Source organism: Streptomyces sp. CB02261 (genome assembly GCF_001905665.1).
Lineage (GTDB): Bacteria > Actinomycetota > Actinomycetes > Streptomycetales > Streptomycetaceae > Streptomyces.
Map to the genome: position 1 here is coordinate 1,018,677 of NZ_LIVX01000001.1, position 24,308 is coordinate 1,042,984.

18 protein-coding genes, 2 tRNA genes and 1 pseudogene are annotated in these 24,308 nt (G+C 74.0%); 11 read left to right on the forward strand and 10 right to left on the reverse strand.

Features of this window, described 5'->3' with window-relative positions; genetic code table 11:
• Positions 1 to 7 precede the first annotated feature (7 nt).
• Positions 8 to 451, reverse strand: a complete 444-nt coding sequence (locus tag AMK29_RS04575; protein WP_073807742.1) for a hypothetical protein — start codon at positions 449 to 451, stop codon at positions 8 to 10.
• 224 nt (positions 452 to 675) lie between these two features.
• On the opposite strand from AMK29_RS04575, the gene AMK29_RS04580 reads away from it, so the two are divergent.
• Positions 676 to 1,965: a tetratricopeptide repeat protein gene (locus AMK29_RS04580; RefSeq protein ID WP_073807745.1), complete on the forward strand. Its 1,290-nt coding sequence runs from the start codon at positions 676 to 678 to the stop codon at positions 1,963 to 1,965.
• A gap of 75 nt (positions 1,966 to 2,040) precedes the next feature.
• Here AMK29_RS04580 and AMK29_RS04585 read toward each other — a convergent pair whose 3' ends face one another.
• The gene (locus AMK29_RS04585; protein ID WP_073807747.1) at positions 2,041 to 2,637 is read right to left on the reverse strand and encodes a histidine phosphatase family protein; all 597 of its coding nucleotides are present in this window, start codon (positions 2,635 to 2,637) and stop codon (positions 2,041 to 2,043) included.
• Between the two features lie 143 nt (positions 2,638 to 2,780).
• Here AMK29_RS04585 and AMK29_RS04590 point away from each other — a divergent pair, with 143 nt between their 5' ends.
• From AMK29_RS04590 to AMK29_RS04620, 7 genes are all read left to right on the forward strand, one after another.
• Positions 2,781 to 3,620 (forward strand): phosphatase PAP2 family protein, encoded by an 840-nt coding sequence (locus AMK29_RS04590; RefSeq protein ID WP_073808298.1) that lies wholly within the window; start codon positions 2,781 to 2,783, stop codon positions 3,618 to 3,620.
• Complete coding sequence (locus AMK29_RS04595; protein WP_107422514.1) at positions 3,553 to 4,701, forward strand: hypothetical protein; 1,149 nt, start codon at positions 3,553 to 3,555, stop codon at positions 4,699 to 4,701. The genes AMK29_RS04590 and AMK29_RS04595 overlap by 68 nt, the downstream gene beginning before the upstream one ends.
• Positions 4,692 to 6,281, forward strand: coding sequence for a hypothetical protein (locus AMK29_RS04600; protein ID WP_073807753.1), 1,590 nt, complete (start codon positions 4,692 to 4,694; stop codon positions 6,279 to 6,281). Before AMK29_RS04595 ends, AMK29_RS04600 begins: the two co-directional genes overlap by 10 nt.
• Positions 6,278 to 7,609: an AAA family ATPase gene (locus AMK29_RS04605; RefSeq protein ID WP_073807756.1), complete on the forward strand. Its 1,332-nt coding sequence runs from the start codon at positions 6,278 to 6,280 to the stop codon at positions 7,607 to 7,609. The genes AMK29_RS04600 and AMK29_RS04605 overlap by 4 nt, the downstream gene beginning before the upstream one ends.
• Positions 7,610 to 7,725: 116 nt before the next feature.
• Positions 7,726 to 8,082, forward strand: coding sequence for a hypothetical protein (locus AMK29_RS04610; protein ID WP_073807758.1), 357 nt, complete (start codon positions 7,726 to 7,728; stop codon positions 8,080 to 8,082).
• Between the two features lie 449 nt (positions 8,083 to 8,531).
• Complete coding sequence (locus AMK29_RS04615) at positions 8,532 to 9,158, forward strand: hypothetical protein (protein ID WP_073807760.1); 627 nt, start codon at positions 8,532 to 8,534, stop codon at positions 9,156 to 9,158.
• Positions 9,149 to 9,222, forward strand: a tRNA-Lys gene (locus AMK29_RS04620). The genes AMK29_RS04615 and AMK29_RS04620 overlap by 10 nt, the downstream gene beginning before the upstream one ends.
• Before the next feature lie 86 nt (positions 9,223 to 9,308).
• Here the strand turns inward: AMK29_RS04620 and AMK29_RS04625 are convergent.
• The gene (locus tag AMK29_RS04625) at positions 9,309 to 10,589 is read right to left on the reverse strand and encodes a M6 family metalloprotease domain-containing protein (protein ID WP_443334048.1); all 1,281 of its coding nucleotides are present in this window, start codon (positions 10,587 to 10,589) and stop codon (positions 9,309 to 9,311) included.
• A gap of 325 nt (positions 10,590 to 10,914) precedes the next feature.
• Between AMK29_RS04625 and AMK29_RS04630 the strand changes: the two genes are divergently transcribed.
• Positions 10,915 to 12,849, forward strand: a complete 1,935-nt coding sequence (locus AMK29_RS04630) for a putative bifunctional diguanylate cyclase/phosphodiesterase (protein ID WP_073807768.1) — start codon at positions 10,915 to 10,917, stop codon at positions 12,847 to 12,849.
• 108 nt (positions 12,850 to 12,957) lie between these two features.
• On the opposite strand, the gene AMK29_RS04635 is transcribed toward AMK29_RS04630, so the two are convergent.
• Both AMK29_RS04635 and AMK29_RS04640 read right to left on the reverse strand, forming a co-directional pair.
• Complete coding sequence (locus AMK29_RS04635) at positions 12,958 to 14,646, reverse strand: glycosyl hydrolase family 18 protein (protein WP_073807770.1); 1,689 nt, start codon at positions 14,644 to 14,646, stop codon at positions 12,958 to 12,960.
• Positions 14,647 to 14,933: 287 nt separating this feature from the next.
• Positions 14,934 to 16,007, reverse strand: a complete 1,074-nt coding sequence (locus AMK29_RS04640; protein ID WP_073807772.1) for an LLM class flavin-dependent oxidoreductase — start codon at positions 16,005 to 16,007, stop codon at positions 14,934 to 14,936.
• 426 nt (positions 16,008 to 16,433) lie between these two features.
• On the opposite strand from AMK29_RS04640, the gene AMK29_RS04645 reads away from it, so the two are divergent.
• The gene (locus tag AMK29_RS04645) at positions 16,434 to 17,192 is read left to right on the forward strand and encodes an IclR family transcriptional regulator (protein WP_073807774.1); all 759 of its coding nucleotides are present in this window, start codon (positions 16,434 to 16,436) and stop codon (positions 17,190 to 17,192) included.
• Positions 17,193 to 17,268: 76 nt separating this feature from the next.
• Positions 17,269 to 17,342: transfer RNA gene (locus AMK29_RS04650), tRNA-Lys, on the forward strand.
• A gap of 54 nt (positions 17,343 to 17,396) precedes the next feature.
• On the opposite strand, the gene AMK29_RS04655 is transcribed toward AMK29_RS04650, so the two are convergent.
• The 5 genes and pseudogenes from AMK29_RS04655 to AMK29_RS04675 all read right to left on the reverse strand — a co-directional run bounded on the left by AMK29_RS04655 (position 17,397) and on the right by AMK29_RS04675 (position 24,248).
• A complete protein-coding gene (locus AMK29_RS04655; RefSeq protein WP_073807776.1) occupies positions 17,397 to 18,059 on the reverse strand; it encodes a response regulator in 663 nt (220 codons plus the stop codon).
• Positions 17,990 to 19,190: pseudogene (locus AMK29_RS04660) on the reverse strand (sensor domain-containing protein). Before AMK29_RS04660 ends, AMK29_RS04655 begins: the two are co-directional and overlap by 70 nt.
• Before the next feature lie 84 nt (positions 19,191 to 19,274).
• Positions 19,275 to 19,868, reverse strand: coding sequence for a lytic polysaccharide monooxygenase auxiliary activity family 9 protein (locus AMK29_RS04665; protein WP_073807778.1), 594 nt, complete (start codon positions 19,866 to 19,868; stop codon positions 19,275 to 19,277).
• 130 nt (positions 19,869 to 19,998) lie between these two features.
• Entirely contained in the window at positions 19,999 to 21,576 is a 1,578-nt protein-coding gene (locus tag AMK29_RS34945) for an SPFH domain-containing protein (protein WP_079196742.1), read from the reverse strand.
• Between the two features lie 1,298 nt (positions 21,577 to 22,874).
• Positions 22,875 to 24,248: a peptidoglycan-binding protein gene (locus tag AMK29_RS04675; protein WP_073807780.1), complete on the reverse strand. Its 1,374-nt coding sequence runs from the start codon at positions 24,246 to 24,248 to the stop codon at positions 22,875 to 22,877.
• Between the last annotated feature and the right edge of the window lie 60 nt (positions 24,249 to 24,308).

Genomic DNA, 24,308 nt, shown 5'->3' on the forward strand with positions numbered 1-24,308 from the left:
TGTCGGCTCAGTGGCAGCCGTCGGCCGCTTCGATGAGGCGGGCAGCCTCGCCGAGCGCCTCCCGGAGCACGACGGGGTCGGTGACGGGGTCGGTGTCCCCCGGCGGCAGCAGCCAGCCGGCCGGGCGGGGCGCGTCGCCCGTCGGCTCGGGCAGCTCCGGCAGTTCGGGGAGACGGAGGCCTCGACCCGAGGTCCGCGTACAGGCGCTGCCCGGCATGTCCCAGGCGGCGGCCGTGCCCGGCGGTACCAGGAACCCCAGGGTGTCGCAGGCGCCGTCGTGGACGACGGGGCCGACGGCGGGGACGGCGCCGCGCCGCAGGATGTCCACGGCCTCCAGGCCCTGCCGGGCGGGGACCGTCACCAGGTCCCAGGCTCCGGCGTCGGCCCTGGGCCCGTCGGCGTCCGGGGCGGGTGCGTGCCACGTGGCCGACTGCGAACCGATCTCCGACATGGGGACCCCTCCTCGCTCCAGAGGAGACACGTTCCGTCTCTCCCTTACGGTTCAACGCCCGTGCGCGTCAACGGCTACGGCGGCATGCCGCCGCAAAGGATGGCAGTTCATGGCAGATCGCAGGCGAGATATCCGATTTGTAGCCAAACTCTGTGTAGGCATCCGGTCACAGCAGGTACGTTCTTGCCGCCGGAACACCCGGCAGCACAGGAGAGGGCTCGGCCATGGCGACGTCACGGGCAGTTCCCAATCTCACCTTCCGCCGGCTCCGCGGACAGCAGTCGCCGGCGGAGTTCGCCGCGGCGGTCCGCCGGGCGGCGCGGGAGATCGGCGAACAGGTCGCGTGCGACGCCCGCTACATCGGGCGCGTGGAGGCGGGCGAGATCCGCTGCCCCAACTACGCGTACGAGCGGGTCTTCCTGCACATGTTCCCCGGACTCGGCCTCGCCGACCTGGGGTTCTCCGCGCGGGAGACGGTGCGCGGCCGGCGGCAGGCCGTACCGGCCGGGGCAGCGGCTCCCGCCGCCTTCACCACCCGGAACGATGAGGAGAGCGACGTGCTGCGTCGCGCATTCATGACGAGCGGCTCCGCCACCCTGGCGGCCGCCTCGCTGGGACTCGGCGGCCCCGCCGTCGTGATCCCCACCCCCCGCGGCGGCCACCGCGTCGGAGAGGCCGAGGTGCGGGCCGTCGAGGACGCGGTGCGGCAGATCCGTCTGCTCGACGACCGGCACGGCGCCGACGGGCTGTACAAGGTCGCCGCCCAGCCGCTCCGGGCCGCGTACGCGCTGCTCGACACCGGCACCATGACCCGCCGTTCCACCGAGGACCGGTTGCACGCGGGCGCGGGTGAACTGTCCCTCTCCGTCGGCTGGCTGGCCCACGACTCCGGGCGGCACGAGGACGCGCGCTCGCACTACGCAGAGGCCCTCGCCACCGCGCGTGTGTCGGGGGACGCGGCTCTGGAGGCGCACGCCTTCTGCAACACCTCGTTCCTGGCCCGGGACACCGGCCGGTACCGCGAGGCGGTGCGGGCGGCGCAGGCCGGGCTGCGGGCCGCGCAGCCGCTCGACTCGGCCCGGCTGCTCTCGCTGCTGTCGCTGCGGGAGGCGGGCGCCTGGGCGGGGCTCGGCGACCGGTCCGCCTGCGAGCAGGCACTCGGCCGCGCCCACGGCTTCTTCGACCGGGGCCCGGCGGACGGCGACCCCGAGTGGATGTCGTTCTTCGGGGAGCCGGAGCGGGAGGCCCTCGAAGCCCAGTGCTGGTCGGCGCTCGGGGACTGGGGCCGGGCCGCCCGGCACGCCCACCGGGCCGCGGTCCTGCAGAACCCGCACTTCGCCCGGAACCTGGCGCTCTACCGCGCCCACCTCGCCAGGGACCTGGCGCACGCCGGCCGCCCGGACGAGGCGGCGGCCGAGGCGAAGCGGGTGGTGGAGTCCCTGGACGACGGCATCGCCTCGGCGCGGATCCGCGGGATGCTCACCGAGACCCGCAGGGTCCTGGCGGCGTACTGACACCCGGGCGCACCCGCTCCCCCGCGCGCGTACGTCCTCCGGCGAGAGCCCCGCGCGCGTGGCCCGGTGGGGCGGCTACTGCTCCAGGTGGCCGGTGTCGTTCCAGCGTTCGAGCGCCGGGTCGCCGTACGCCCAGCCGAGGACGGAGAGGCTCGTCGGGTCGAGGCGGATGCGGGCGGCGAAGGAGACGTCCTCGCCGAGCCAGCGGGCGGCGATCGAGCGCAGGATGTGCCCGTGGGCGAAGACCAGCACGTCACGGTCGGCCGAGCGGGCCCAGCGCACGATCTCGTCGGCGCGGTCCGACAGCTGTGCCAGGGTCTCCCCGTCCGGCACGCCGTCGCGCCAGATGAACCAGCCGGGCTGGACGGCCTGGATCTCGGGCGGGGTCATCCCCTCGTACGCCCCGTAGTCCCACTCCATCAGCGCGTCCCAGGGCTCGGCCCGGTCGCCGAAGCCGGCGAGCTCGCAGGTCTCGCTCGCGCGGACCAGGGGGCTGGTGCGCACCTCCACGCCGGGCAGTCCCTGCCAGGGGCCGCGGTGCAGGCGCTCACCGAGCAGCTTCGCGCCGCGGCGTCCCTCGTCGAGCAACGGGATGTCGGTCCTGCCGGTGTGCCGGCCGAGAAGAGACCACTCGGTCTGGCCGTGCCGGGCGAGCAGGATGCGCGGTGCCATGGGAAGGACGCTCCAGGGGTTTCACGGTGCGGACGTGCCTCTCCCATCATCGCCCACATGGATTCGGGGTGACGTCCGGGCAACCCCCTCGCGACGCGCGGCGTCCCCCTCCCCGGGGCGATCACCGTCGGGGGGACCTTTCGATGCGCAGACCACGCTGGTGGGCAGAGCTGTCGCTGATCGGCGTCGTGTACGCCGCGTACACGGGCGGGCGGTTGCTCGTGCGGGGCGACGAGGCCTCGGCCGTCGGCCACGGGCTCGCGATCCTGCGTCTGGAGGAGACCTTCGGGATCGACGCCGAGCGTCCGCTGAACCGGCTGTTCACGGACGTGCCCGCGCTCGGGATCCCGGCGGACTTCGCGTACGCCTCCCTGCACTACCTGGTCACCCCCGCGATCCTGGTGTGGCTCTTCCGTCGCAGGCCCGCGCGGTACCGGGCGGCCCGCACCTGGCTGATGCTGTCCACCCTCCTCGGCCTCGCCGGCTTCACCCTGCTGCCCACCTGCCCGCCCCGGCTGCTCGACCCCGGGCACGGCTTCACCGACACGATGGCGTACTTCAGCGCGTACGGCTGGTGGGGCGGCGAGGCCAGCGCGCCCCGCGGCCTCGGCGGTCTGACCAACCAGTACGCGGCCATGCCCAGCCTCCACGTCGGCTGGGCGCTGTGGTGCGGGGTGCTGCTGTGGCGGTACGGGGGGACGCCCGCGGCGAAGGCCCTCGGGGTGGCCTATCCGCTGCTCACCACGGTCGTCGTGATGGGGACCGCCAACCACTATCTGCTCGACGCGGTCGCCGGTGCGGCGGTGATGGGCGCCGGTCTGCTGCTGACCCCGCACGCCCTGCGGCTCGCCGGCCGGCTGCGCGGAACGGCGGAAGCGCCTCCGGTTGTCAGTGGCGGATGCGAGACTTCCACGGGTGAGCGCATCCCTGGACAGCGGTCTGTCTCCCACACCGCCGACGACACGTCGACAGCGGCTCGCTGAGCTGCGCGGACCGGCCACCGTGCCGCGTCCGCTGGACGCGCGGGCGCTCGCTGCGCTCGCCGCCAACCCCGGCTGCCGGCGGCGGGCCCTCCTCGACGGCGCCGGGGTCGACAAGTCGGCGCTGGCCGCGAAGCTCGGCTCACCGGCCCCGTTCGGCCAGTCCCAGTTCGCGATCGTGCGGGGCAACTCCTTCGAGGCGAAGGTCAAGGCGGACGGCGGCCGTGAGCTGCTGCGCCTGATCGGGGTCGAGGAGCCGGGCACGGTGTCCGTGCCGGATCTCGCGGCGGCCGGGCCGCAGGGCCGGGTGGCGCGCACGGCGCTCGCGCTGCGGGAGGCGACCGGGGCCGGGACGTGGACGCTGCTCGACCATCCGCTGCTCGCCCTCGACGTGGCGGGCTCGCCCGTGTATCTGGAGCCGGACGCGGTGGTGGTCCGTCCCGACGGCGGCTGGACGGTCGTCGAGATCAAGTCGTTCCCGATGGTGGACGGCGCGGCCGACGCGTCGAAGGTGGGCGCGGCGGCCCGCCAGGCCGCGGTGTACGTGCTGGCGCTCGAACGGGTCGCGGCGCTGACGGAGGGCGCGCGGGTCGCGCAGTCGGTGCTGCTGGTCTGCCCGAAGGACTTCTCGAACGTGCCGACGGCGTCGGTCGTCGACGTGCGCAAGCAGCGGTCGGTGACCCGGCGCCAGCTCGCCCGGCTGACCCGGATCGACGAGATCGCGGACGCCCTGCCGGAGGGCACGAGCTTCGACGTGGCGGAGCGCTCGGCGGCGGAGCTCGCGGTGGCCGTCGAGTCCGTCCCCCATCAGTACGCGCCGGAGTGCCTGGCCGCCTGCGAGCTGGCCTTCCACTGCCGGTCCCGGTCCCGTGACGCGGGGGCGGTGGAGACCCTGGGCCGTTCCGTACGGGGCGAGCTGGGCGGCCTGCCGACGATCGGCGCGGTCCTCGCGGCCTCGCGCGGCGAGGAGGGCGACCCGCGGGACCCGGCGGTGGCGGCGCTGCGCCGGGCGCGGGCGCTGCGCGAGGAGGCCCTCGCGGCCTGCGGCGCGTCCTCGGGGCGGGGGACCGCGGAATGTCGCTGATCTCCACGCTGGCCCGGATGGAGGCGGTCGAGTCGGGCCGGGCGCAGCCGCTGGCGACCGTCCGGCACCGGCGGCTCTCCGAGCGGCCGCTCGTCCTGGTGCCGCTGACGACGGCCGGTGAGGCGGGCGCCCCGCTGGGCGCCCTGGTCGGCACCGACCGCGAGGAGCCCCGGCTCCTGGTGGTGACCCAGCCCCGGGACCGGGACCTGCGGTTCGCGTTCCTCGCCGACCTGGCGGAGGAGGTCCTGCCGTACGTCGACTCGTTCGCGGAGACCGTCGAGGCGGCGGAGAAGAGCGAGGTCGACCCGGAGACCGGCAAGAAGGTGAAGGTCGAGGTCGAGCTCTGCGCGGACGCCCCGCAGCTGATCGTGCCGAGCCGGGCCGGCGTCGAGTACGTACGGCTCCTCGGGCGGTCGACGCGGTTCCGGCGGACGGCCGAGCAGGACCCCGAGACGCCGTTCCCCGCGCCGCCGCGCGTGCCGCTGCTGGGGCGCTGGCTGACGCACTTCGGCGACCGGGCCCGGGTGCCCGGCTCCTCGCTGCTGCTCGCGGCGACCGATCTGCTCAACCGGCACTGGGCGACCGGCCAGTCCTCCCTGGAGGACCAGCACCTGGGCGCGCTGCTCGCCTGGATCGACCCCCGCGACGGGGAGACGGGCGCGGAGGGGGCGCTGCGGGCCGAGACGGGCCGGGACGAGCGGGGGCAGCTGCTCTGTCCGCCGGCCGGTCCCGCCACCGACCCGGCCTTCGACAACCGGCTGCTCGCGCCGGCGATCGAGCGGTACGACCGGGCCCGGCAGGCGCTCGGCGCGGCCGAGGACGGCGAGAGCGCCGACTCGGGCCTCGGTGAGCTGCACGCGGCCGAGCGGGAGCTGCGCCTGCTGGTCGGCTCCCAGCTGAAGCCGACCTGGGACGCGGTCTGGCGCGCGGTCGACCTGCTGCGGGAGCTGCCCGAGGGAGCCAGGGTCGAGGACCGCTGGACCCGGGACCGCTGGTCCTTCACCGGTCACCGGGACCGGGTCACGGCCGGCGAGCCGCCGCAGCCGCGCCGCGACGACGCGGTGACGGCGGCCCGGAAGCTCGCTGCCCGCGAGCAGGCGCAGGGCCAGCTGGAGGCGCAGGAGGCCCTCGACGATCCGCTGGTGCTCGCCGGACGGAGGCTGGCGGGTGAGGCGTTCACCGCCGAGGTGGCCGAGGTGACGATGGCGTGGACGGAGTCGAAGCGGCCCGCGCCGCGCCCGCTGCTCACGGTCCGCACGGACGACCGGCCGCACCTGGGCGAGCGGACGCGGGTGTACCGCTCGCTCGACGGGAAGCCGCAGACGGCGGAGTTCGTGCGGTACGAGGAGGACGGCTCGCTGCTCCTGCGGGTCCTGGACCGTATGGGCCGGTCGAAGGAGCCCGCGGAGGGTTCGGTGCCGGAGAAGGGCGAGCGGATCGCCTGGACGCTGTTCGAGCACGACCAGCGGGTCGGGCCGCAGCTGCCGGACCCGGAGGAGACGCCCTGGACCCACGGCGGTCCTCCCCGGACGGACGCCGTGGAACTGCCCGACGCCGTGACCCCCGAGGACGTGCTGTGACCGTGTTCGATCCTTCCGCCGAGGCCGGGCGGGCGACGGCCGCCATCCTGGCGGACACCCTGCACGGCACCGCGCGCGGTGTCGTCGTGGACTCCCCGCCGGGTGCGGGGAAGTCGACGCTCGTGGTGCGGGCCGCTCTCGAACTGGCCGCCGCCGGCCGCCCCCTGATGGTGGTGGCCCAGACGAACGCGCAGGTGGACGACCTGGTGCTGCGGCTCGCCGAGAAGGAGCCGGAGCTCGCGGTGGGCCGGCTGCACTCGAACGACTCCGATCCGTACGACAAGGCGCTCGACGACCTGGATCACGTACGGAAGTCGGCGAAGGCGGGTGAGCTGGCCGGGCTGCCGGTGGTGATCTCCACGGCCGCCAAGTGGGGGCACGTGAAGAACGTCGAGCCCTGGGCGCACGCGATCGTCGACGAGGCGTACCAGATGCGCTCGGACGCGCTGCTCGCCGTGGCGGGGCTCTTCGAGCGGGCGCTGTTCGTGGGCGACCCCGGGCAGCTGGACCCCTTCTCGGTGGTGGGCGCGGAGCAGTGGGCCGGGCTCACCTACGACCCGTCGGCGAGCGCGGTCTCCACCCTGCTCGCGCACAACCCGGAGCTGCCGCAGCACCGGCTGCCGGTGTCCTGGCGGCTGCCCGCGTCGGCGGCGCCGCTGGTGTCGGACGCCTTCTACCCGTTCACGCCGTTCCGCAGCGGCACCGGGCACGGGGACCGGAAGCTGTCCTTCGGGGTGCCGTCGGACGGCTCGGGTCCGGACCGGGTCCTCGACGAGGCGGCGGAGTCGGGCTGGGGCCTGCTCGAACTGCCGGCCCGGCACACCCCGCGCACCGACCCCGAGGCCGTGCGGGCGGTGGCCCTGGTGGTGCGCCGGCTCCTGGACCGGGGCGGGGCGGCGGTCTCCGAGCGCTCGGAGGCGCCCGTGCCCCTCACCCCGGACCGGGTGGCGGTGGGCACCGCGCACCGGGACCAGGCGGCCGCGGTCCGGGCGGCGCTCGCGGAGCTCGGCGTGGCGGGCGTGACGGTGGACACCGCGAACCGGCTGCAGGGGCGTGAGTACGACGTGACGGTCGTCCTCCACCCGCTGTCGGGGCGGCCGGACGCGACGGCGTTCCATCTGGAGACGGGCCGGCTGTGCGTCCTCGCGTCCCGGCACCGGCACGCGTGCGTGGTCGTCTGCCGCGCGGGGGTGGCGGAGCTCCTCGACGAGCATCCGTCAACGGAGCCGGTCCAGCTGGGTGTCGCGGTGTCGTTCCCGGACGGCTGGGAGGCCAACCACGCGGTCCTCTCCCACCTGGAGGAACACCGGGTGTCCTGGACCCCGTGACCGCGGCCGGCGGGCCGGGGCGCGCGGGGGACCGTACGCGCTCTTGCGGGGCGCGGGACAATGGAGGCAGTCGGCCCGGGTCTCCGGGCCGTGCCTGTGCGAGGAGGAGACGGACGATGGCGGAACCCGCGGAACGAGGCGGACAGCGGCGGCTCAGGCCGGCTCCGCTGATCTTCGAGCCTGCCGAGGCGACCGCCGACCCGGAGCACTTCTTCGACCTGGAGTCGATGGAGGACCCCCGGGAGCTGCTGTCCCGCGCGACGGAGCTGACGCTCGCGTTCCGCGCGGCGACGGACCGGGCGACCGAGTTCCAGGCCATCGCGGCGGCGCAGCTCGCGGATCCGCGCCGCTTCGACCGGCTGACGGCCGCGGACGTCGCCGAGCGGGCGCAGTGGACCGAGGACTACGCCCGGAAGATGATCGAGTTCGGCCGCGACCTGATCCGCACGAACGGCCGCACGACGGAGGAGTAGGCAGGGGGGGGCCGGGGGCCGGTGGGGTCGGGAGGCCGGTCGCGCTGGTAGGCCCGTCGGTCGGCCCGGGAGGCCGGTCGCGCCGGGAGGCCCGTCGGTCGGCCCGAGAGGCCGGTCGCGCCGGGGGGCCCGAGGCGTCGGTCGGGGGTCCGGTCGCGCCGGTCGGCCCGGGGTCCGGTCGCGACGGGAGGCCGGTCGCGCCGGGGGGCCCGAGGCGTCGGTCGGGGGTCCGGTCGCGCCGGTCGGCCCGGGGTCCGGTCGCGCCGGGAGGTCCGTGGCGCCGGTCGGGCCCGGGAGGCCCGTCGGCCTGAGGGCCCGTGGGGGTTTCGTGCCCGCTCGATGAGCCGTCTGGCATATGCGGGCCGCACGATACTCCTCGCCCGCCCCTCCTGTCCGGGATTCCGTGAACTCTCGGCGACCGTCACGTCACGCCCGGTACATCTGGAGTCATGACGACGTGGCTGCGCGACGAGACCCCGCACGACATCTTCCGGTTCCTCCGGGAGGGCGACGAGGGACGGCACCAGACCGCCCGGGTGACCGCCGACGGAGCCGCGTGGCTCGCCTCGGCCGCCGGTGGCCGCGGGACCGCGCTCACCCGCTGGGAGGCCCGGCCGGCCTCGCCCGCGGTGCTGCCGTGCGGCACGGTCTTCGACGTCGTCAACGTGGACCCGGTCTTCGGACGGCGGATGCTCGACCGCCTGTGGACGGAGGGCCCGGGGTCGGGACCCGTCGCCGTGCACCGGGGCCGGATGATGCTCTTCGCCGCGCCGGGCACGGCCCAGCGGCTGCCGGCCCTCCTCGACTGGGAGGAGTGGGGCGAGGCGGTCCCCCGGCCGCTCTGTCACGGGGTCGGGGACGCGGTGACCGTGCCGCCGCTCGCGCCCTCCGGGACGGCCGGCCCCCGCTGGCTGGTGGCCCCCGACACCCGGCACCCCTGGCTTCCGGGGCCCGAGGTCGTGCTCTGGGCCTGCGTACGGGCCGTCCGGGCGGCCTCCGCCGCCGACGTGCGGGTATCGATTTTTCCTCCCGCCGATCCGGGTGCTAATGTCTACGACGTCAGCAGGCGCCGCTAGCTCAGTTGGTTAGAGCAGCTGACTCTTAATCAGCGGGTCCGGGGTTCGAGTCCCTGGCGGCGCACAGACGGAAGAAGCCCCTCGCGGAAGCGGGGGGCTTCTTCGTGTTTCCAGTGTTCCGAGTGTTCCGACGCCGGTGCGCCTCTCCGGTCAGTCGGCGGCGGGCGGGGTGACCCTGACCGTCCAGCCGTCCGCCTCCGTCCGGTCCATGACCTCGACCCGGACCCCGGTCCCCGGCACGGTCAGGGTCTCGCCCTCCGCCAGCGGGGCGTCCGCGAGCGGCGGGTAGACCGAGCGCTCCCAGCAGGCCTCGGTGCGCGGGTGCGCGTCGACGACCTCGACCGGGCCGTCGCCGGAGGCGGCGGTGCCCCGCACCCGGTAGACGAGCACGCCCTCGGTGCAGGTGTCGGCGTTGTTCCCGGCGTGGGTCCGGGCCTCGACCGCGAGGACGCTGTCGGGTCCGGTGCGGACCACCGCGAGCCGGGTGCCGAGGGTGCCGCCGGGCGGCCGCGGGGCGTCGGTCGGCTCCAGGGTGATCATCCGGGGGTCGGCGCCCTGGACGCAGGCCACCTGGGCGGCGGAGAGCCAGCCCAGCTTCCACTTGTGCCAGCCGAAGAGGTCCGGGGAGAGCCCGAACTGGCTGCCCATGACGTCCCAGTCACCCACGTGGGTGTCCCAGTCGCCCTTGCCGTCCACCGGGCGGTGGTAGAGGTCGGGCAGGTCGAAGACGTGGCCGGTCTCGTGGGCGAGCACGTTGCGGTCGGGCGGGTGCCGTTCGAAGACGGTCACGACCCGCTGGATCTCGGTGCCGTCGACCTCCAGCGGCCGTTCGAGGTTGACCACCTTGGTCGCGTCGGAGTCCACGCCGGGCGCGTCCGGGTCGGCGACCAGGTAGACGATGTCGTACCGGGAGAAGTCGACGCTCGCGTCGGCGGCGGCGATCGCGTCGCGGAGGTAGGCGGCGCGCTGCCCGGCGTCCCAGTCGCGTCGTATGTCGTACTCCCCCGACTCCTTCGGCATGGGGGTCCAGCCGGGCTGGGGGTGCGGCCGCAGGGTGAAGCGCCCGTAGGAGGCGCGCGAGAAGTACTCGCTGGTGGCGGGGAAGTGGTCGGCGGCGAGGTCCGCCGGCGTCGTGAGCGGCTCGGAGTCCGGGAAGGACAGGAAGATCATGACCGCGTCGAGGGCCTGGTCGGGGCGCGGGTACGACCTGTTCCAGGTGTCGAGGCCGAGCGAGTGATGGGCCGAGGTGCGGGGCAGCGCGCAGGGGCCCGCCGAGGACGCTCCGACGGCGGGGCCCGCGACGAGCCCGGTGGCGGCCAGGGCGACGAGCGAGGTGAACGCCGCCGCTCCGGCACGCAGCCGTGAGCGTTCCACTCCCCCGGGTGGCTGCTGACCCCTCACGTGGACCTCCGGATCGCGAATGCGGGACACCCCACCCACCTTGTGATGATTTGCGGTGTTTCGCACGTTTCCACTGCCCCGGTCGGGTGAGGGTGTGCCATGGTGTCGACGCGACACGAACGTGGTTCAGCTCACGGAAAGTCACATTCGGTCACGTCGCCATCGACCCATGTCAGACCCGAAAAGAAACGATCGTGCAGGGGGTCGCGGTGGTCAGCCTCACAGCGTCGCACGCCCCCTGGAGGGGCTCTGGAGCTGGAACGTTCCCCCGCGCTGGCTCTATGATCGGCTCACTCTTCCTCGGCCGACCGTCCCGTCCCATGTGACCGGCCCGACTGCACTACGGGAGCGAGCGGTGAGCGGAATCCCCGAAGGACCGGTGCACCCAGAGCCGCCGGAGAAGCACGCGGCGGACACCGCACTCACGGAGCGTCACCCCGAGCGTTCGGCCGAGCGCCGGGCCGCCGAACTCCGCGACTACCGCGCCGCCTTCCGTGTCGCGCAGCTCGCCATGGCCGTCGTCGACCAGGACGGCGTCGTCGTCGCGGCCAACGACTCCTTCTGCACCCTCCTCGGCACCGAGGCCGAGGCGCTCCGGGAGCAGGCCGCCTCCGATCTCGTCGACCTCGCGTCCGACGGGCGCACCTGGCACGCGTACCGCGAGGTGCTGCGCGGCCGCCGCTCCCGCTTCCGCTGCACGCGCCGCCTCAAGCACCCGGACGGGCGCTCGCTGTGGGCGGAGGTCACCGTCGCACCCGTGCCCGACAGCCGGCGGGTGCTGCTGTCGATCGCGGACATCAGCGACCGCCGCGAGCTCCAGGCGCGCCTCCGCCACCTCCAGATGCACGACCCCGTCACCCGTCTGCCCAACCGCGCGCTGTTCTTCGAGCGTCTCGCCGCCGCCCTGGAGTCCTCGGCCCAGGACGCCGAGGACGCGGGGGAGACCGAGGCCGCAGGACAGCATGCCGGGGAGACCCGGGCCGCCGGGGAGGCGGCCGCGAGGGACGCGATCAGCTCTTCGTACGAGTCCTACGGGTATGGCAGAACAGGGCGGATCGGCCTCTGCTACCTCGACCTCGACGGGTTCAAGGCCGTCAACGACACCTTGGGCCACCGCGTCGGCGACCGGCTCCTCGCCGCCGTCGCCGGCCGGCTGACGGAGTGCGCGGACAGCGACGGCTACACCCGCAGCGGCGGCCATCTGGTGGCGCGGCTCGGCGGGGACGAGTTCGCGATCCTGGTCGAGGACTCCACCGGCACGGAGCAGCTCGCGGACCTGGCGAGCTCGGTGCTCGACGCGCTCCAGCACCCCTTCGACCTGGCCGGTCAGCGGCTCGCGGTCTCCGCCTCGATCGGCGTCGTCGAGCGCTCGGGGCACGGGACGACCGCGACCTCCCTGATGCAGGCCGCGGACACCACGCTGTACTGGGCGAAGGCGGACGGCAAGGCCCGCTGGACCCTCTTCGACCCCGAGCGCAACGCGCACCGGATGACCCGGCAGGCGCTCTCCTCCACGCTGCGGCCCGCCGTGGAGCGCGGGGAGTTCGGTCTGGAGTACCAGCCGCTCGTGGACCTGGCGGACGGGGCGGTGCGCGGGGTGGAGGCGCTGGTGCGCTGGAACCACCCGCAGTTCGGTCCCCTGGCGCCGAATCGGTTCATCGGGATCGCCGAGGAGGACGGCTCCATCGTGGAGCTGGGCCGGTGGGTGCTGCGGACGGCCTGTCTGCAGGCCCGGCAGTGGCAGAAGGACCATCCGCGCGAGCGCCCGATCTTCGTGAGCGTCAACGTGGCGGTCCGTCAGGTCTGGGACTCCGACCTGGTCGCGGACGTGGCCGGCATCCTCGCGGAGACCGGCCTCGCGCCGCATCTGCTCCAGCTGGAACTGACGGAGTCCGCCGTGATGGGCTCGGCGGGCCGGCCGCTCCAGGCGCTCCAGGCGCTGAGCGACATGGGCGTGCGGATCGCGATCGACGACTTCGGCACCGGTTACTCGAACCTCGCCTATCTGAGCCGGCTGCCGGTCTCGGTGCTCAAGCTGGACGGCTCCTTCGTGCGCGGCTTCCAGGACGAGGAGCACGCCAACCCGGCGGACGAACTGATCGTGGAGGCGCTGGTCCACCTCGCGCACCGGCTGGGGCTCACGGTCACCGCCGAGTGCGTCGAGACCTCGGGGCAGGCGAGCCGGCTGCGTCGGATCGGCTGCGACACGGGGCAGGGCTGGCTGTACTCGCGGGCGGTGGCCCCGGACCGTATCGCCGAGCTGATCGGCGCGGAGCCCCTGCGGGTGTGACCCTCCGGGCGGTGGCCCCCGGGGGGTGACGGACATGGAGCCGCCCCCGGCCGGAGGGACATCCCGGGCGGGGGCGGCGGTTCATGGGCGGTTCCGCGGGTCAGGCACTCAGCAGGCGCCGAGGTCCTTCCAGACGCCCCACTCACCGGTGGTGCCGGGGGTCTCGTTCTGGGTCCACCACTGGGCCCTGTACTTGCGGCCGTTGTGGGAGACCTCGTTGCCCGCGTTGTAGACCGTGCCGGCCACGTACGCCGGGACCGAGCCGCAGCCCGTGGTGGGCGGCGTCGTCGGAGGCGTGGTGGGCGGGGTGGTCGGGGGCGTGGTCGGCGGGGTCGTGGTCGGCGGGGCGGTGGTGCCGCCGAGCGCGGTGTTGATCTGCTTCAGCAGGGTGGCGTTGTTGTCCAGGCCGAGGAGCGAGTACATCATCGCGCCGGCCAGGCCGCGCTGCTTGCCGTAGTTCACGCGCTCCTGGATGGACTTCTGGTTCAGGCCGGTGAAGAACTCGCCGTCCTTGTAGAAGTACGAGGACTTGGCCTGGTCGTCCCAGAAGGTCGTCGCCGCGTTGTCGACGATGCCGCCGAGCTCCTTGTAGTGGGCGATGCCGGCCTGCTGGGAGAGCGGGCGGGCGTTCGATCCACCGGTGGCGGTCTGCGCGAGGCCGTTGGTGGTGCCGGCGGGCACGCCCTTCCAGCCGCGGTAGTAGAACTCGTAGCCCAGCGTCAGCTTGTTCGCCGGGAAGCCGCCCGCGATGCCGTAGGCAGGGTTGCCGTCGATCCAGGAGTCGATGGCGGCGTCGATGCTGTACTTCTCGGTGCCCGGCGCGATGACGTCGGTCGGGTCGTTCGCGCCGGAGTAGAGCGGGGACTGGTGGTACGTCGGCCCGTCGCCGTCCCAGGCGCCGTGCATGTCGTACGTCATGATGTTGGCGTAGTCCAAGTACTGGCCGATCTTGTCGGTCTCGATGTACTTGATCTTGTCCTGGCCGGCCGGGAGGGCGGAGGTCAGCAGGTACTTCTTGCCGCCGTTGGCCGCGCCGTAGGCGTCGAGCTGCTTGCGGAACTCGGCGAGGAGCAGGGTGAAGTTCTGCTTGTCCTCGGGGCCGTAGTGGTTGCCCAGGTGGCCGCCGGAGGAGCCGGGGTACTCCCAGTCGATGTCGATGCCGTCGAAGATGCCGGCCGCGGTGCCCGCGCCGCCGAAGCCGCCCTCGACGGGCAGGTTGCCCTTGAGGTACTGGTCGATGCAGGAGGAGACGAGCTTCTTGCGGCTCGCGTCCGTCTTGGCCGCGTCGTGGAAGTACTTGGAGTAGGTCCAGCCGCCGAGCGAGATGTTGATCTTCAGGTGGGGGTACTTCGCCTTCAGCTCCTTGAACTGGTTGAAGACGCCCACGATCGGCTGGTTCCACGTGTCGGCGACGCCGTCGACGCTGTCCGCCGCGCTGAAGGACTTCTGGTAGTCGGCGTACGAGTCGCCCGCACCGTCACCCGCGTTGGGGTTGTTGTCGTCACCCGCGGCCTTGTTGGCCATGAAACAGGTGAGGTTGGTGGGGTGGATGTTGCCGAACGAGTAGTTGATGACGTCCAGCTGGCTCGCGATGCCCCGGGTGTCGAGGTGCTTGGGGTAGAACGCGTTGCCGTAGACGCTCCACTGGTCGTAGTACGCGATGCGCACGTTGCCCGCGGAGGCGGCGGAGGACGTGTCGGCCGCCTGGGCGGAGCCGAGGCCGACGGTCGCCGCGAGGGCGCCGGCGACGAGGGCCGAGCTCAGGAGCGCGGCGGTCAAGGGCTTACGGGGGTGCACGTGCGGCCTCCATCGGGGGGAGTGCGGGGGTGGTGCCGTACAGGAGCTGGAGCAGTGATAACCGGCACGTGAACAGTGCGTCAATGGTCTGAACCAGATTGAGGACTAGACCAATTGACGGGAAAAAGGCCTCGTCAGAGGCGCGCAGCACAAAACGGAACCGCCCGCCACCATCGGTGACGAGCGGTTTAAGGTTCACTTAGGGGTGCCGCGGGGCCCGTTCGGGAAGGAACCAACCGGCCGCCGGAACCAGGGTTTTTACCCGGCCGCCCCCGGCCCGGAACGTGTCACGCCTCCGGCAGCTCCGGGAGGTCGTACGCGTCGGCGATCAGTTCGTAGCTCCGCAGCCGCGCCTCCCCGCCGTGCGCGTTCGCCGTGATCATCAGCTCGTCCGCGCCCGTCCGCTTCCGCAGGTCGTCCAGACCCGTGCGGACCTCGTCGGCGGAGCCGTACACGACGTTCGCGAGCCAGCCGTCCACGAACTCCCGCTCGGCGGCGCTGAATCCGTACGCCTCCGCCTCCTCGGGCGTCGGGATGAGGCCGGGCCGGCCGGTGCGCAGCCGCAGCATCGACAGCGCGCCCGTCAGCACCTGCCGGCGGGCCTCCCCCGGGTCGTCCGCGGCCAGCGCCGAGACGCCGATCATCGCGTACGGGGCGTCCAGGGCGGCCGACGGCCGGAAGGAGTCCCGGTAGAGGTCGAGCGCCGGGATCGTGTTCCTGGCCGAGAAGTGATGGGCGAAGGCGAACGGCAGTCCGAGCAGGCCGGCCAGGCGGGCGCTGAAGCCGGAGGAGCCGAGCAGCCAGACCGGCGGGCGCCCCTTCGGGCCCTGCACCGGTCCGGGCACGGCGTGGATCCGGGCGTACGGGTGCCCGTCCGGGAAGTCGTCGTCCAGGAACCGGGTCAGCTCGGAGAGCTGCTCGGGGAAATCGTCGGCGCCCTCGTTCAGCGTGTTCGTGCGGCGCAGGGCGGCGGCCGTGGCCCCGTCCGTGCCGGGGGCGCGCCCGAGGCCGAGGTCGATCCGGCCCGGCGCGAGGGCCTCCAGGGTGCCGAACTGCTCGGCGACGACGAGCGGGGCGTGGTTGGGCAGCATGACGCCACCCGAGCCGAGGCGGATGCGCCGGGTGTGGGCGGCGAGGTGGGCGAGGATGACCGCCGGGGAGGAGGAGGCGACGCCGGGCATGGAGTGGTGCTCGGCCACCCAGTGCCGGTGGAAGCCGCGCCGCTCGGCGAGCCGGCTGATCTCGACGCTGGTGGCCAGCGCCTGGGTCGCGGTCCTGCCGCTGCCGACGGTCACCAGGTCCAGTACGGACAGCGGTACGGGCGCGGACCCTCGCGCCTCTCCTCGAATAGCGTCGGTCACCTTGGGGACCCTCCTCGGCACACGTGCGGGCACTTCGTCAGGGCGATAACAGGAGGGTGTCTCCGCTTATTCCGCCCGGGGCTCCCGGCGGCTCTCGACGGCCCGTCGGCGGCTCTCGGCGCTCATCTGCGCGGCTCTCGGCGCTCACCGGCGGTTCTCGGCCACCGGAAGGACCGCCACCGGCTCCGCTTCCGCCCAGAAAATCTTCCGTTCTCCATAAGCCGAACGCCTGCGCGAACACCCTCGCGCACGGCCCTGACCTCAGGCTCTCCGGCACACTCATGACCTAGGCATATGCCAGGGTGGTGCGCCCCAGCACAGGGCCCGGATGCTCCGCATCATTCTCGCCAACAGCCGCCCCGCAAACGGGGCTTGGCGGTTATCGTGGTACGAAAGCTTGCGGTCACAACCTGGTAGGGGGAAACCGTGGCGCTGAAGCCCGAGCCCACCGCGCCGTTCCACTCGGTGCAATACGCCCTGCGCGTCCTCGAGACGGTCTCGCGGCACGGTGGCGGAGTGACAGACGTCCAGATCGCGCGCGAGACCGGCCTGCCCGTCGCCCACCTCTCCTCGCTGCTCCTCATGCTCCGCCGTGAGGGGTACGTCGAGCAGGTCGCCGACGGCGCGTACGTGATCGGGGACTCCCTCGTCCTCCTCGGCTCCGGCTTGACCCGCCGCGAAGCCCTGGAAGCCAAGCTCCAGGAGACCCTGACCGAGCTGCGCGACTCCGTCGGCGCCGCGGTCTACATCAGCCGGTACATCGACGGCGAGGTGAAGATCACCCAGTTCGCTGACAGCCCGCACACACCCGCGGTCAACGAGTGGGTGGACTTCCGCTCGGCCGCGCACGCCAGCGCGGTCGGCAAGTGCCTGCTCACCCAGCTCGACCAGAACGGGCGGCGGGACCACCTCTCGCGGCACAAGATCGCCCGGCTGACCTCCCGGACGATCACCAGCGAGCGGATCCTCTTCTCGAAGCTCGACAGCCAGCCGCCGACCGTCCCCGTGCTCGACCTCCAGGAGTACGCGGTGGGCACGGTCTGCGCCGCCGTCCCGCTCACGGCGGGCTCCGCCGTGGGCTGCCTGGCGCTCTCCCTGCCCATCGAGCACGCCCACCGGCTGCGCTCGGCGGCCGACACGCTGAACCGCAGGGCCGCACCCGTGGTGCTGTCGCTGGCGATCTGAGGCCGAGGACGCGCCTGGTCCCACGGGGTGGTCAGAAGCACCCCGCGGGACCAGGTAGTATTTTCTCTGTCAGCAGGCGCCGCTAGCTCAGTTGGTTAGAGCAGCTGACTCTTAATCAGCGGGTCCGGGGTTCGAGTCCCTGGCGGCGCACAGACGGAAGAAGCCCCTCGCGCGAGCGGGGGGCTTCTTCGTGCTCCGGGCCGCTCACGCCCTGAGGTACGTGAGGACGGCGAGGACCCGGCGGTGGGTGTCCTCGGCCGGGGGCAGGTCCAGCTTCGCCAGGATGTTGCCGATGTGCTTGCCCACGGCCGCCTCGGTCACGACCAGGCGGCGGGCGATCGCCCCGTTCGAACGCCCCTCCGCGACGAGGCCGAGGACCTCACGCTCGCGGGGCGTGAGCGCCTCCAGCGGATCGCGGTGCCGCCGCAGCAGCTGCCGTACGACCTCCGGGTCGACGACCGTGCCGCCGTCCGCGACCCGGGTGAGCGCGTCCAGGAACTCCTCCACCTGCCCGACCCGGTCCTTCAGCAGATAGCCGACGCCGGTGCCGTCGCCCGCGTCGAGGAGGTCGGCGGCGTAGCTGCGCTGCACGTACTGGCTGAGGACGAGGACCGGCAGCGCGGGCCGCTCGGCGCGGAGCGCGACCGCGGCGCGCAGCCCCTCGTCCTGGAAGCCGGGCGGCATCCGTACGTCGGTCACGACGACGTCCGGGTCGTGGGCGGCGACCGCCTCGCGCAGGGCGTCGGCGTCACCGACGGCGGCGACGACCTCGTGCCCGAAACGGGCCAGGAGTCCGATCAGCCCCTCCCGGAGGAGGACGCTGTCCTCGGCGAGGACGACACGGAGCCTTCGGTCGGTGCGGGACACGGGATCTCCACTCGCAGGAGGGTCGGCCCGCCCTTCGGGCTCATGATCGTCAGTGTGCCATCGAGGACGGCGATGCGGTCGGCCAGTCCCGTCAGTCCGCTGCCGCCGGCCGGGTCCGCGCCGCCCCGCCCGTCGTCCTCGACGTCCAGGCGCAGGACGCCGTCGGCGTACCGGGCGGTGAGCCGGGCCCGGGTCGCGCCGCTGTGCCTGCCGATGTTGGCGAGCGCCTCGCAGACGGCGAAGTACCCCGCGCTCCGCGAGGACCTGGGGGTGGATGCCGTGGATCAGCTCCCGCAGCTCGGTCAGGACCTGACCGGCCTCCGCGTGGGCCTTCGCCAGCTGGTCGGCGAGCGGGCCCGGCGGCACGTCGAGCCGGGCCAGGCCGAGGGTCATGGTGAGGGCGACCAGGCGCTGCTGGGCGCCGTCGTGCAGATCGCGCTCGATGCGGCGCCGCTCGGCCTCGAAGGCGTCGACCAGGCGGGCCCGGGAGGCGATGACCTCCCCGATCGCCCGCGCCTCCGCGTCGCGCGGGGCGAGCAGGGCCCGGGCGAGCGCGGCGCGGGCACCGGCGACGGCGGCGACGGGGTAGGCGAGCGCGACGAGGAGGAGGGCGCCGAGGAGCGCGGCGGCGAAGGCCTCGGGGTAGGAGGTGACCAGGTACGCCTTGACGACCTTCGTCTCCTGGCCGTCCACCGCGAGCTGGAGCGGGGTGCCGAGCAGCGTCAGGGGCAGGCCGACGCCGACGGCGAGCGCGAGGAGGTCGAGCGGCCACAGGACGGTGGCGAACAGCAGGGCGTACCCGAGCTCCCGCCAGGTCGCCTGCTCCCCCGCCCGCAGCCGCAGCCAGGCGACGAGGCCGGGCGCGGCGGGGACGCGGTGCGGGTCGGGGGCGGGGTCCCGGTCGACGAGCCGGAGCCGCCACCGCTCGACGCCACCGACGGCGGGGCCGGAGAGCAGGAGCAGCGGCAGCCCGATGAGCACCAGCGAGAAGGCGCCGAGCACGAGGAACACGAGACAGACGACGCCCCCGAGGACCGCCCCGGTCCCGAGGTACCCGACGACGCGCCAGGGCCAGGAACTACGGAGGAACCGGGGCCGGGCGAGCGCGGGCCAGGGGGTACGGGGGTCCATGGGAGCACGGTAGGCCGGGCGGGGTGGGTCCCGGCGACGGCGGCCCCCGCGAGGGCCGCCGCGCCGAGCCGGAGCGGGTCCGGGTCAGAAGGTGACGTCCGAGCAGGCGTAGAAGGCGTTCGCGGTGTCCGCGACCGTCCACACCGCCAGGATCAGGTGACGGCCCGTCTTGCCCGCCGGGACGGTCCCGGAGTGCGAGAGGGTCGCCGGCGGCTGCTGACTGTTGTAGGGGACGGTGAGGAACGGCTGGGGGTCGAGCGCGGCCCGGGTCAGCTTCTGACTCGGGTTCCAGCCGTTCTTGGTGATGTAGTACTTGAAGTCGGTGGTGCGGTGCCGGGCCGTGAACTGCCAGCGGAAGCTGTAGCTCTGCCCCGCGGTGAGCTTCGTGGCGGGCCACGTGCCGCCCCGGGGGTCGTCGAGCTGGGCGAACTGCGTGAGCCCGGCGGAACAGATCTGGCCGTCGGCGGGGCCGGCGGCGGGGAAGCCCTTGAGGCCCTCGACCGACTGCGGCTCCCACTGTATGGAGCCGCAGTTGGTCACGGTGCCGTTGGCGCAGAGCTTCTGGCGGCTGATCGGCGAGTCGGTGTAGCCGTGGCTTCCGGCGCTACCGGTGGCGAAGAGGGTGGCGCCGGCGACGCCGAGCGCCACCACCGCCGCCCCGACTGACTTTTTGCGCATGCTGTCGCTCCAGGAGAACGTGGGGGAGTTCCGGTGGGCCGTGCGCGCACGCGTGCGGGTCTTGCGGGTCTGTCATTTTGGTCTGGACCAAGTACCAAGGTATGGACGGAAGTTGAACATGTCCATCCCTTCACGCCCCCTCTACCGGACCCGTCCGACCCGTGTAGAACGCCACCGTCAGGTCCTTGACCAGCGACTTGCGCTCGTAGTCGTCCAGTTCCACCAGACCACGACTGGTCAGCCGGTGGACCACGTCGTCCACCGCGTCCACCACCGAGGTCAGCACGCTGTCCCGGTGCTTCGCGTCGATCGCCGCGATCCGGCGCCGCCGCATCGCCGCCGCCACCTCCGGCGCGTACTCGATCCGCGTCGGCTGCGCCGAGAACACGTCCAACCCGACCGGGGCGCACTCCGCCGACAGCATCCCCGTCAGCGCCTCGCCGACCGCCTCCGCGTCCCGGAGCGTCGGGGCGTCCTCGTGGAAGGCGTCCGCCGGAAGCTGCGACAGCACCCGCGCCATCGCCGCCTCCACCTGCTCGCGCAGGTACTCCTCGTGCCCGTCCACGCCGAGCGCCGCCTGGACCGTGTCCCGGACCCGCCACACCACGAGGACGGTGACGTCGAGCGCCGTACCCTTCGCGTCCACGGCCGACAGCGGCTCGCTGCGCCAGTGCCGGAGCCGTACGTCGACCCGGCGGCGCAGCAGGAGCGGGCTGACCCAGACCAGACCGGTACGGCGGACCGTGCCGCGGTAGTCGCCGAACAGGGTCAGCACCCAGGCGTAGCCGACCCGGCCCCGGCCGAGCCCGCCGAGCGTGAACAGGACCAGCACGACACCGAGCGCGAGGAGCGCCCACTGGCCGAGATGGATGCCGTGGTACGGGCGTTCCGGCAGCCGCAGCATCCGCGCCGCCTCTGCGGGCACCGCACCGACCCACCACACGACCACCGCGCACCACGCGAGCGCCAGGGCCCCGCCGACCACCCCGACCCACCCGGGGAGCACCTGCGCCGCCCGTTCGCTGAGAGCGGGGTCGGCGGTGGGAGCGGGCCGGGAGGCGGAGGTGCGGGGCTTGGCGTGCGCGGGCGACTGCGCACCGGGCTGCGCCTTCGACCGTGACGCCTGCCGCGCCTCGGGCTGTGACGTGGACCGCGCCTTCGGCCCGCCGTCGGTCCGCGATGGGGACTGCTCCTCGGGAGCGGTCTTGGGACGGCGGGACCTGGTCTCGGTCGCCCCGGCCTTCGACAGGACGGGGACGGCGGATCCGCGCCCCTTCACCGCCAGGACCGGCGCGGCCATGGCGACGGTGTCGGGGCCCCCGTCGTCGTCCCGCCCCGCCGACGGCCGGGCGTCGCCCGGCTCGTCCCGGAACAGCAGATGTACGGGGATGGAGCCCGTGGTCTCGGCCCCGATCACGTTCTTCCGGCGCACCATCCGCGCCACGTCGGCGACGGGCTCGGGGGCGCCCTGCTCGGCTCCGGGGGCCGGGGGCGCCTGCGGGTCGGCGACCGCCGCCGCGGTGACCGGCGCCGGACCGCCCGTGTTCACGGTGGCGCGGGGCGTCTTCGTGGAGGGGGCGGGTCGTGCGCCGCCGCCGGGCGCCGCGGAGCCCGTCTTGTCCGGGTCCGCGTGTGGGGCCCCGGACGCGTGGTCGGCCGGGCGGGCGTGCCTGCCGCCCGAGACCACGGGAGGCGGAACGGCCGACATTCCGGAGGCCCCTGCCGGGCCGGCCTCCGTACCCCCTGCGGTCCCCGCCGGGATGATCGCCGACACACCGGACACGGCGGCCAGGCGAGCCGACGACGCGCCGGGGGCCGGGCGGGCCGCTGAGTTGTCCGAAGTGCCCTCCGGGTCGGCGGCCGACACGCCGGTCGCCCCGGCGGGACGGGCCGACGACGCGCCGGGGGCGGAGTCAGCCGCGTGAGTCCGCGTGGCGGTGCCGGCGGACGCGGAAGGGGAAGGGGATGTGGCCCCGGCCTGGTGGGTCGGCGGTGTACCGGAACGACCTGCCGGGCCGGACGACACCACCCCCTCAGACCTTGCCGAGTGGGCCGACGGCGTACCGCCGGAGGGGGGGAGGACGGCCGCGCCTCCGTCACCGCTCGGACTCGTCACCGGCGGCACGGACTTCCCCAACCTGGGGGCGACGGCGGGCACGCTCCTGCCAGCGCCCGGGCCCGTCACCGGCGACACCGACTCTCCCGGCCCGGCGGAGACGGTGGGCGCCACTCCGGCACCGCTCGCAGCCGTCACCGGCAGCACGGACTCCCCCGGAGCGGCGGAGACGGCCGCGCCTCCCTCGACGCCCGGGCCCGTCACCAGCGGCACGAACGTTCCCAACCTGGGTGCGACGGCGGGCGCGCCCCCGCCAGCGGCCGGGCCCGTCACCGGCAGCACCGACTCCCCCGGCCCGGCGGAGACGGTGGGCGCCACTCCGGCACCGCTCGCAGCCGTCACCGGCAGCACGGACTCCCCCGGAGCGGCGGAGACGGTGGGGCCTCCCTCAGCGCTCGGGCCCGTCACCGGTGGCACGGGCTCCCCCGGCCATGCGGGCGTGGACTCCGCGTTCGGCGAGGTCCCGGGGTTCTCGCCCGGCGTGGACACCCCGGTTCCGCCCGTGCCGCCCGGAGCGGGAGCCGACACGCCGACGCCCGCCACGTCCTCGACAGCACCGACACCGACCGGCGACGTCAGCCCGCCCCCGGCGGGACCCGCGGCCGGGGTCGCCGGCGCGCTCACCGCCACGGCCACCGCGCCCCCCGCCTCCGCCCCCACGGCAGGAGCCACCGCACCGGCCCCGCCCGGGGGCACCGTCGCAGCCGCCGGTTCGTTCTGGTGGGGCGGCGGGGTGCCCGGGGGTGAGGCGTGGGATGGGGTCGTACGGGGGAGTTTGCCGTCCGTCAGGCGTCTCGCCGTGCGGGCCGCGTCTCGGGAGGCCGCCGCGCCGGAGTCCGCGGGGTTCGGGGTCGATGCCGTCATTCGGGGTCCACCTCATGCTCTCGGGGTCATCGGAACAAGCGCCGCCAGGTCTCCGGGCCCGGGTAGCCGTCGGCCGCTGCGCCGCGCCAGCCCTGTGCCCGCTGGAACGCCTCGACGTTGCGGCGGTCCGCCTCCGTCCAGCGCGGACCGGGTCCCGACAGGTAGTGCTTGCCGAAGCCCCGCTTCACCAGTTGTTTGCCCAGCTTCTCCACATATGCGTTGGATTGGCCCGGACGGAAGGAGCCACGCCCGGGAAAGTCCGTCGCATGTGCGCCTGAGCCACCCGAACCACTCGAACCGCCGATGCTCCTGCCCCCGCCGGTCACGAGCAGCTTCCACGTCGCCGGCCCCGGCAGGCCGTCCGCCCCGCTGCCCTTCCAGCCCTGCGCCTGCTGGAACGCCCGGGTCGCGCGCCGGTCCGCCTCGCCCCACTTCGGACCGGGGCCCTTGCTGTAGTACCGCTTGCCGCCGCGGTCCACGAGGAGCCGTCCGAGCTGGGTGACGTACGCGTTGTCGGCGCCGGTGCCGAACATCGCCGCGCCGGGGTACGGCGCCGGCGTGGGCGTCGCTCCCCCGCCGGTCCCGACCGTGGCGGAGCCGGTGACCACGCCCTTGTAGCGGTAGGCCACGTACCGGTCGGCGTTCTCCCAGTACGCCATCGGCGTGGCCCGTTTCCGCGTGCGCGGCTTGGTCTGCTCGTACGCCGTGTAGGCGGTGTGGGTGTAGTCGGTCCAGCCGCCGAAGATCGTGACGTGCGAGCCGCGCGTCGGGTCGGCCGGGTTGTGGAAGAGCAGGATGTCGCCGGGCTTCAGCTCGGTGCGGTCGATCCGGTCGGCGAAGCGGTCGAGGCTGCCGGTCCACTCGTTGGTGCGTAGGTTCCAGGCCATGGAGATGTAGCCGGAGCAGTCCTGCCGGTAGCCGTCCGACCAGTACTTCTCCATGGAGTACGGGACCTGGGCGGTGACCCACAGCTTGGCGCGGTTGATGATCTCGGTCCGGGTCGTCTTCCGCAGGGTGCCGGTCACGATCTGACCGGTCGTCGGCGTCGCGTCCGGGGAGGGATGGGAGCCGGGGCCCGGCGCGCCGTGCAGGGGCTCCCGTCCGCCCTGCGGCGTGTCGGGCCCGGGGTGGGTCGCGGCCCACTCGGACTCGTCCGCCGGGTCCGCCGGGGTGAACGGGCCCGGAGGTGGCGGGAGGGCCGTCGCCGCGGTGGTCCCGCCGCCGCCGAGGACCACGCCCGCCGCCGTGGCCAGGACCAGGGCGCGCCGTGCTCCGTGGGCCGCGGGATGTCCGCCCGCCCGGACGGGCAGGCGAAGCGCGAGGTCACGCCGCTGCCGGGCGCACCCCGGGCAGCCGCAGTCGGCCGCGGGTTCGAACTCCTCGAAGACCGGCACGCTCATGCGATTCCCCTCCACACTCGTCAAGATCTTTTCACCCTGGTTTGGGGCGTCAGTGTCTCA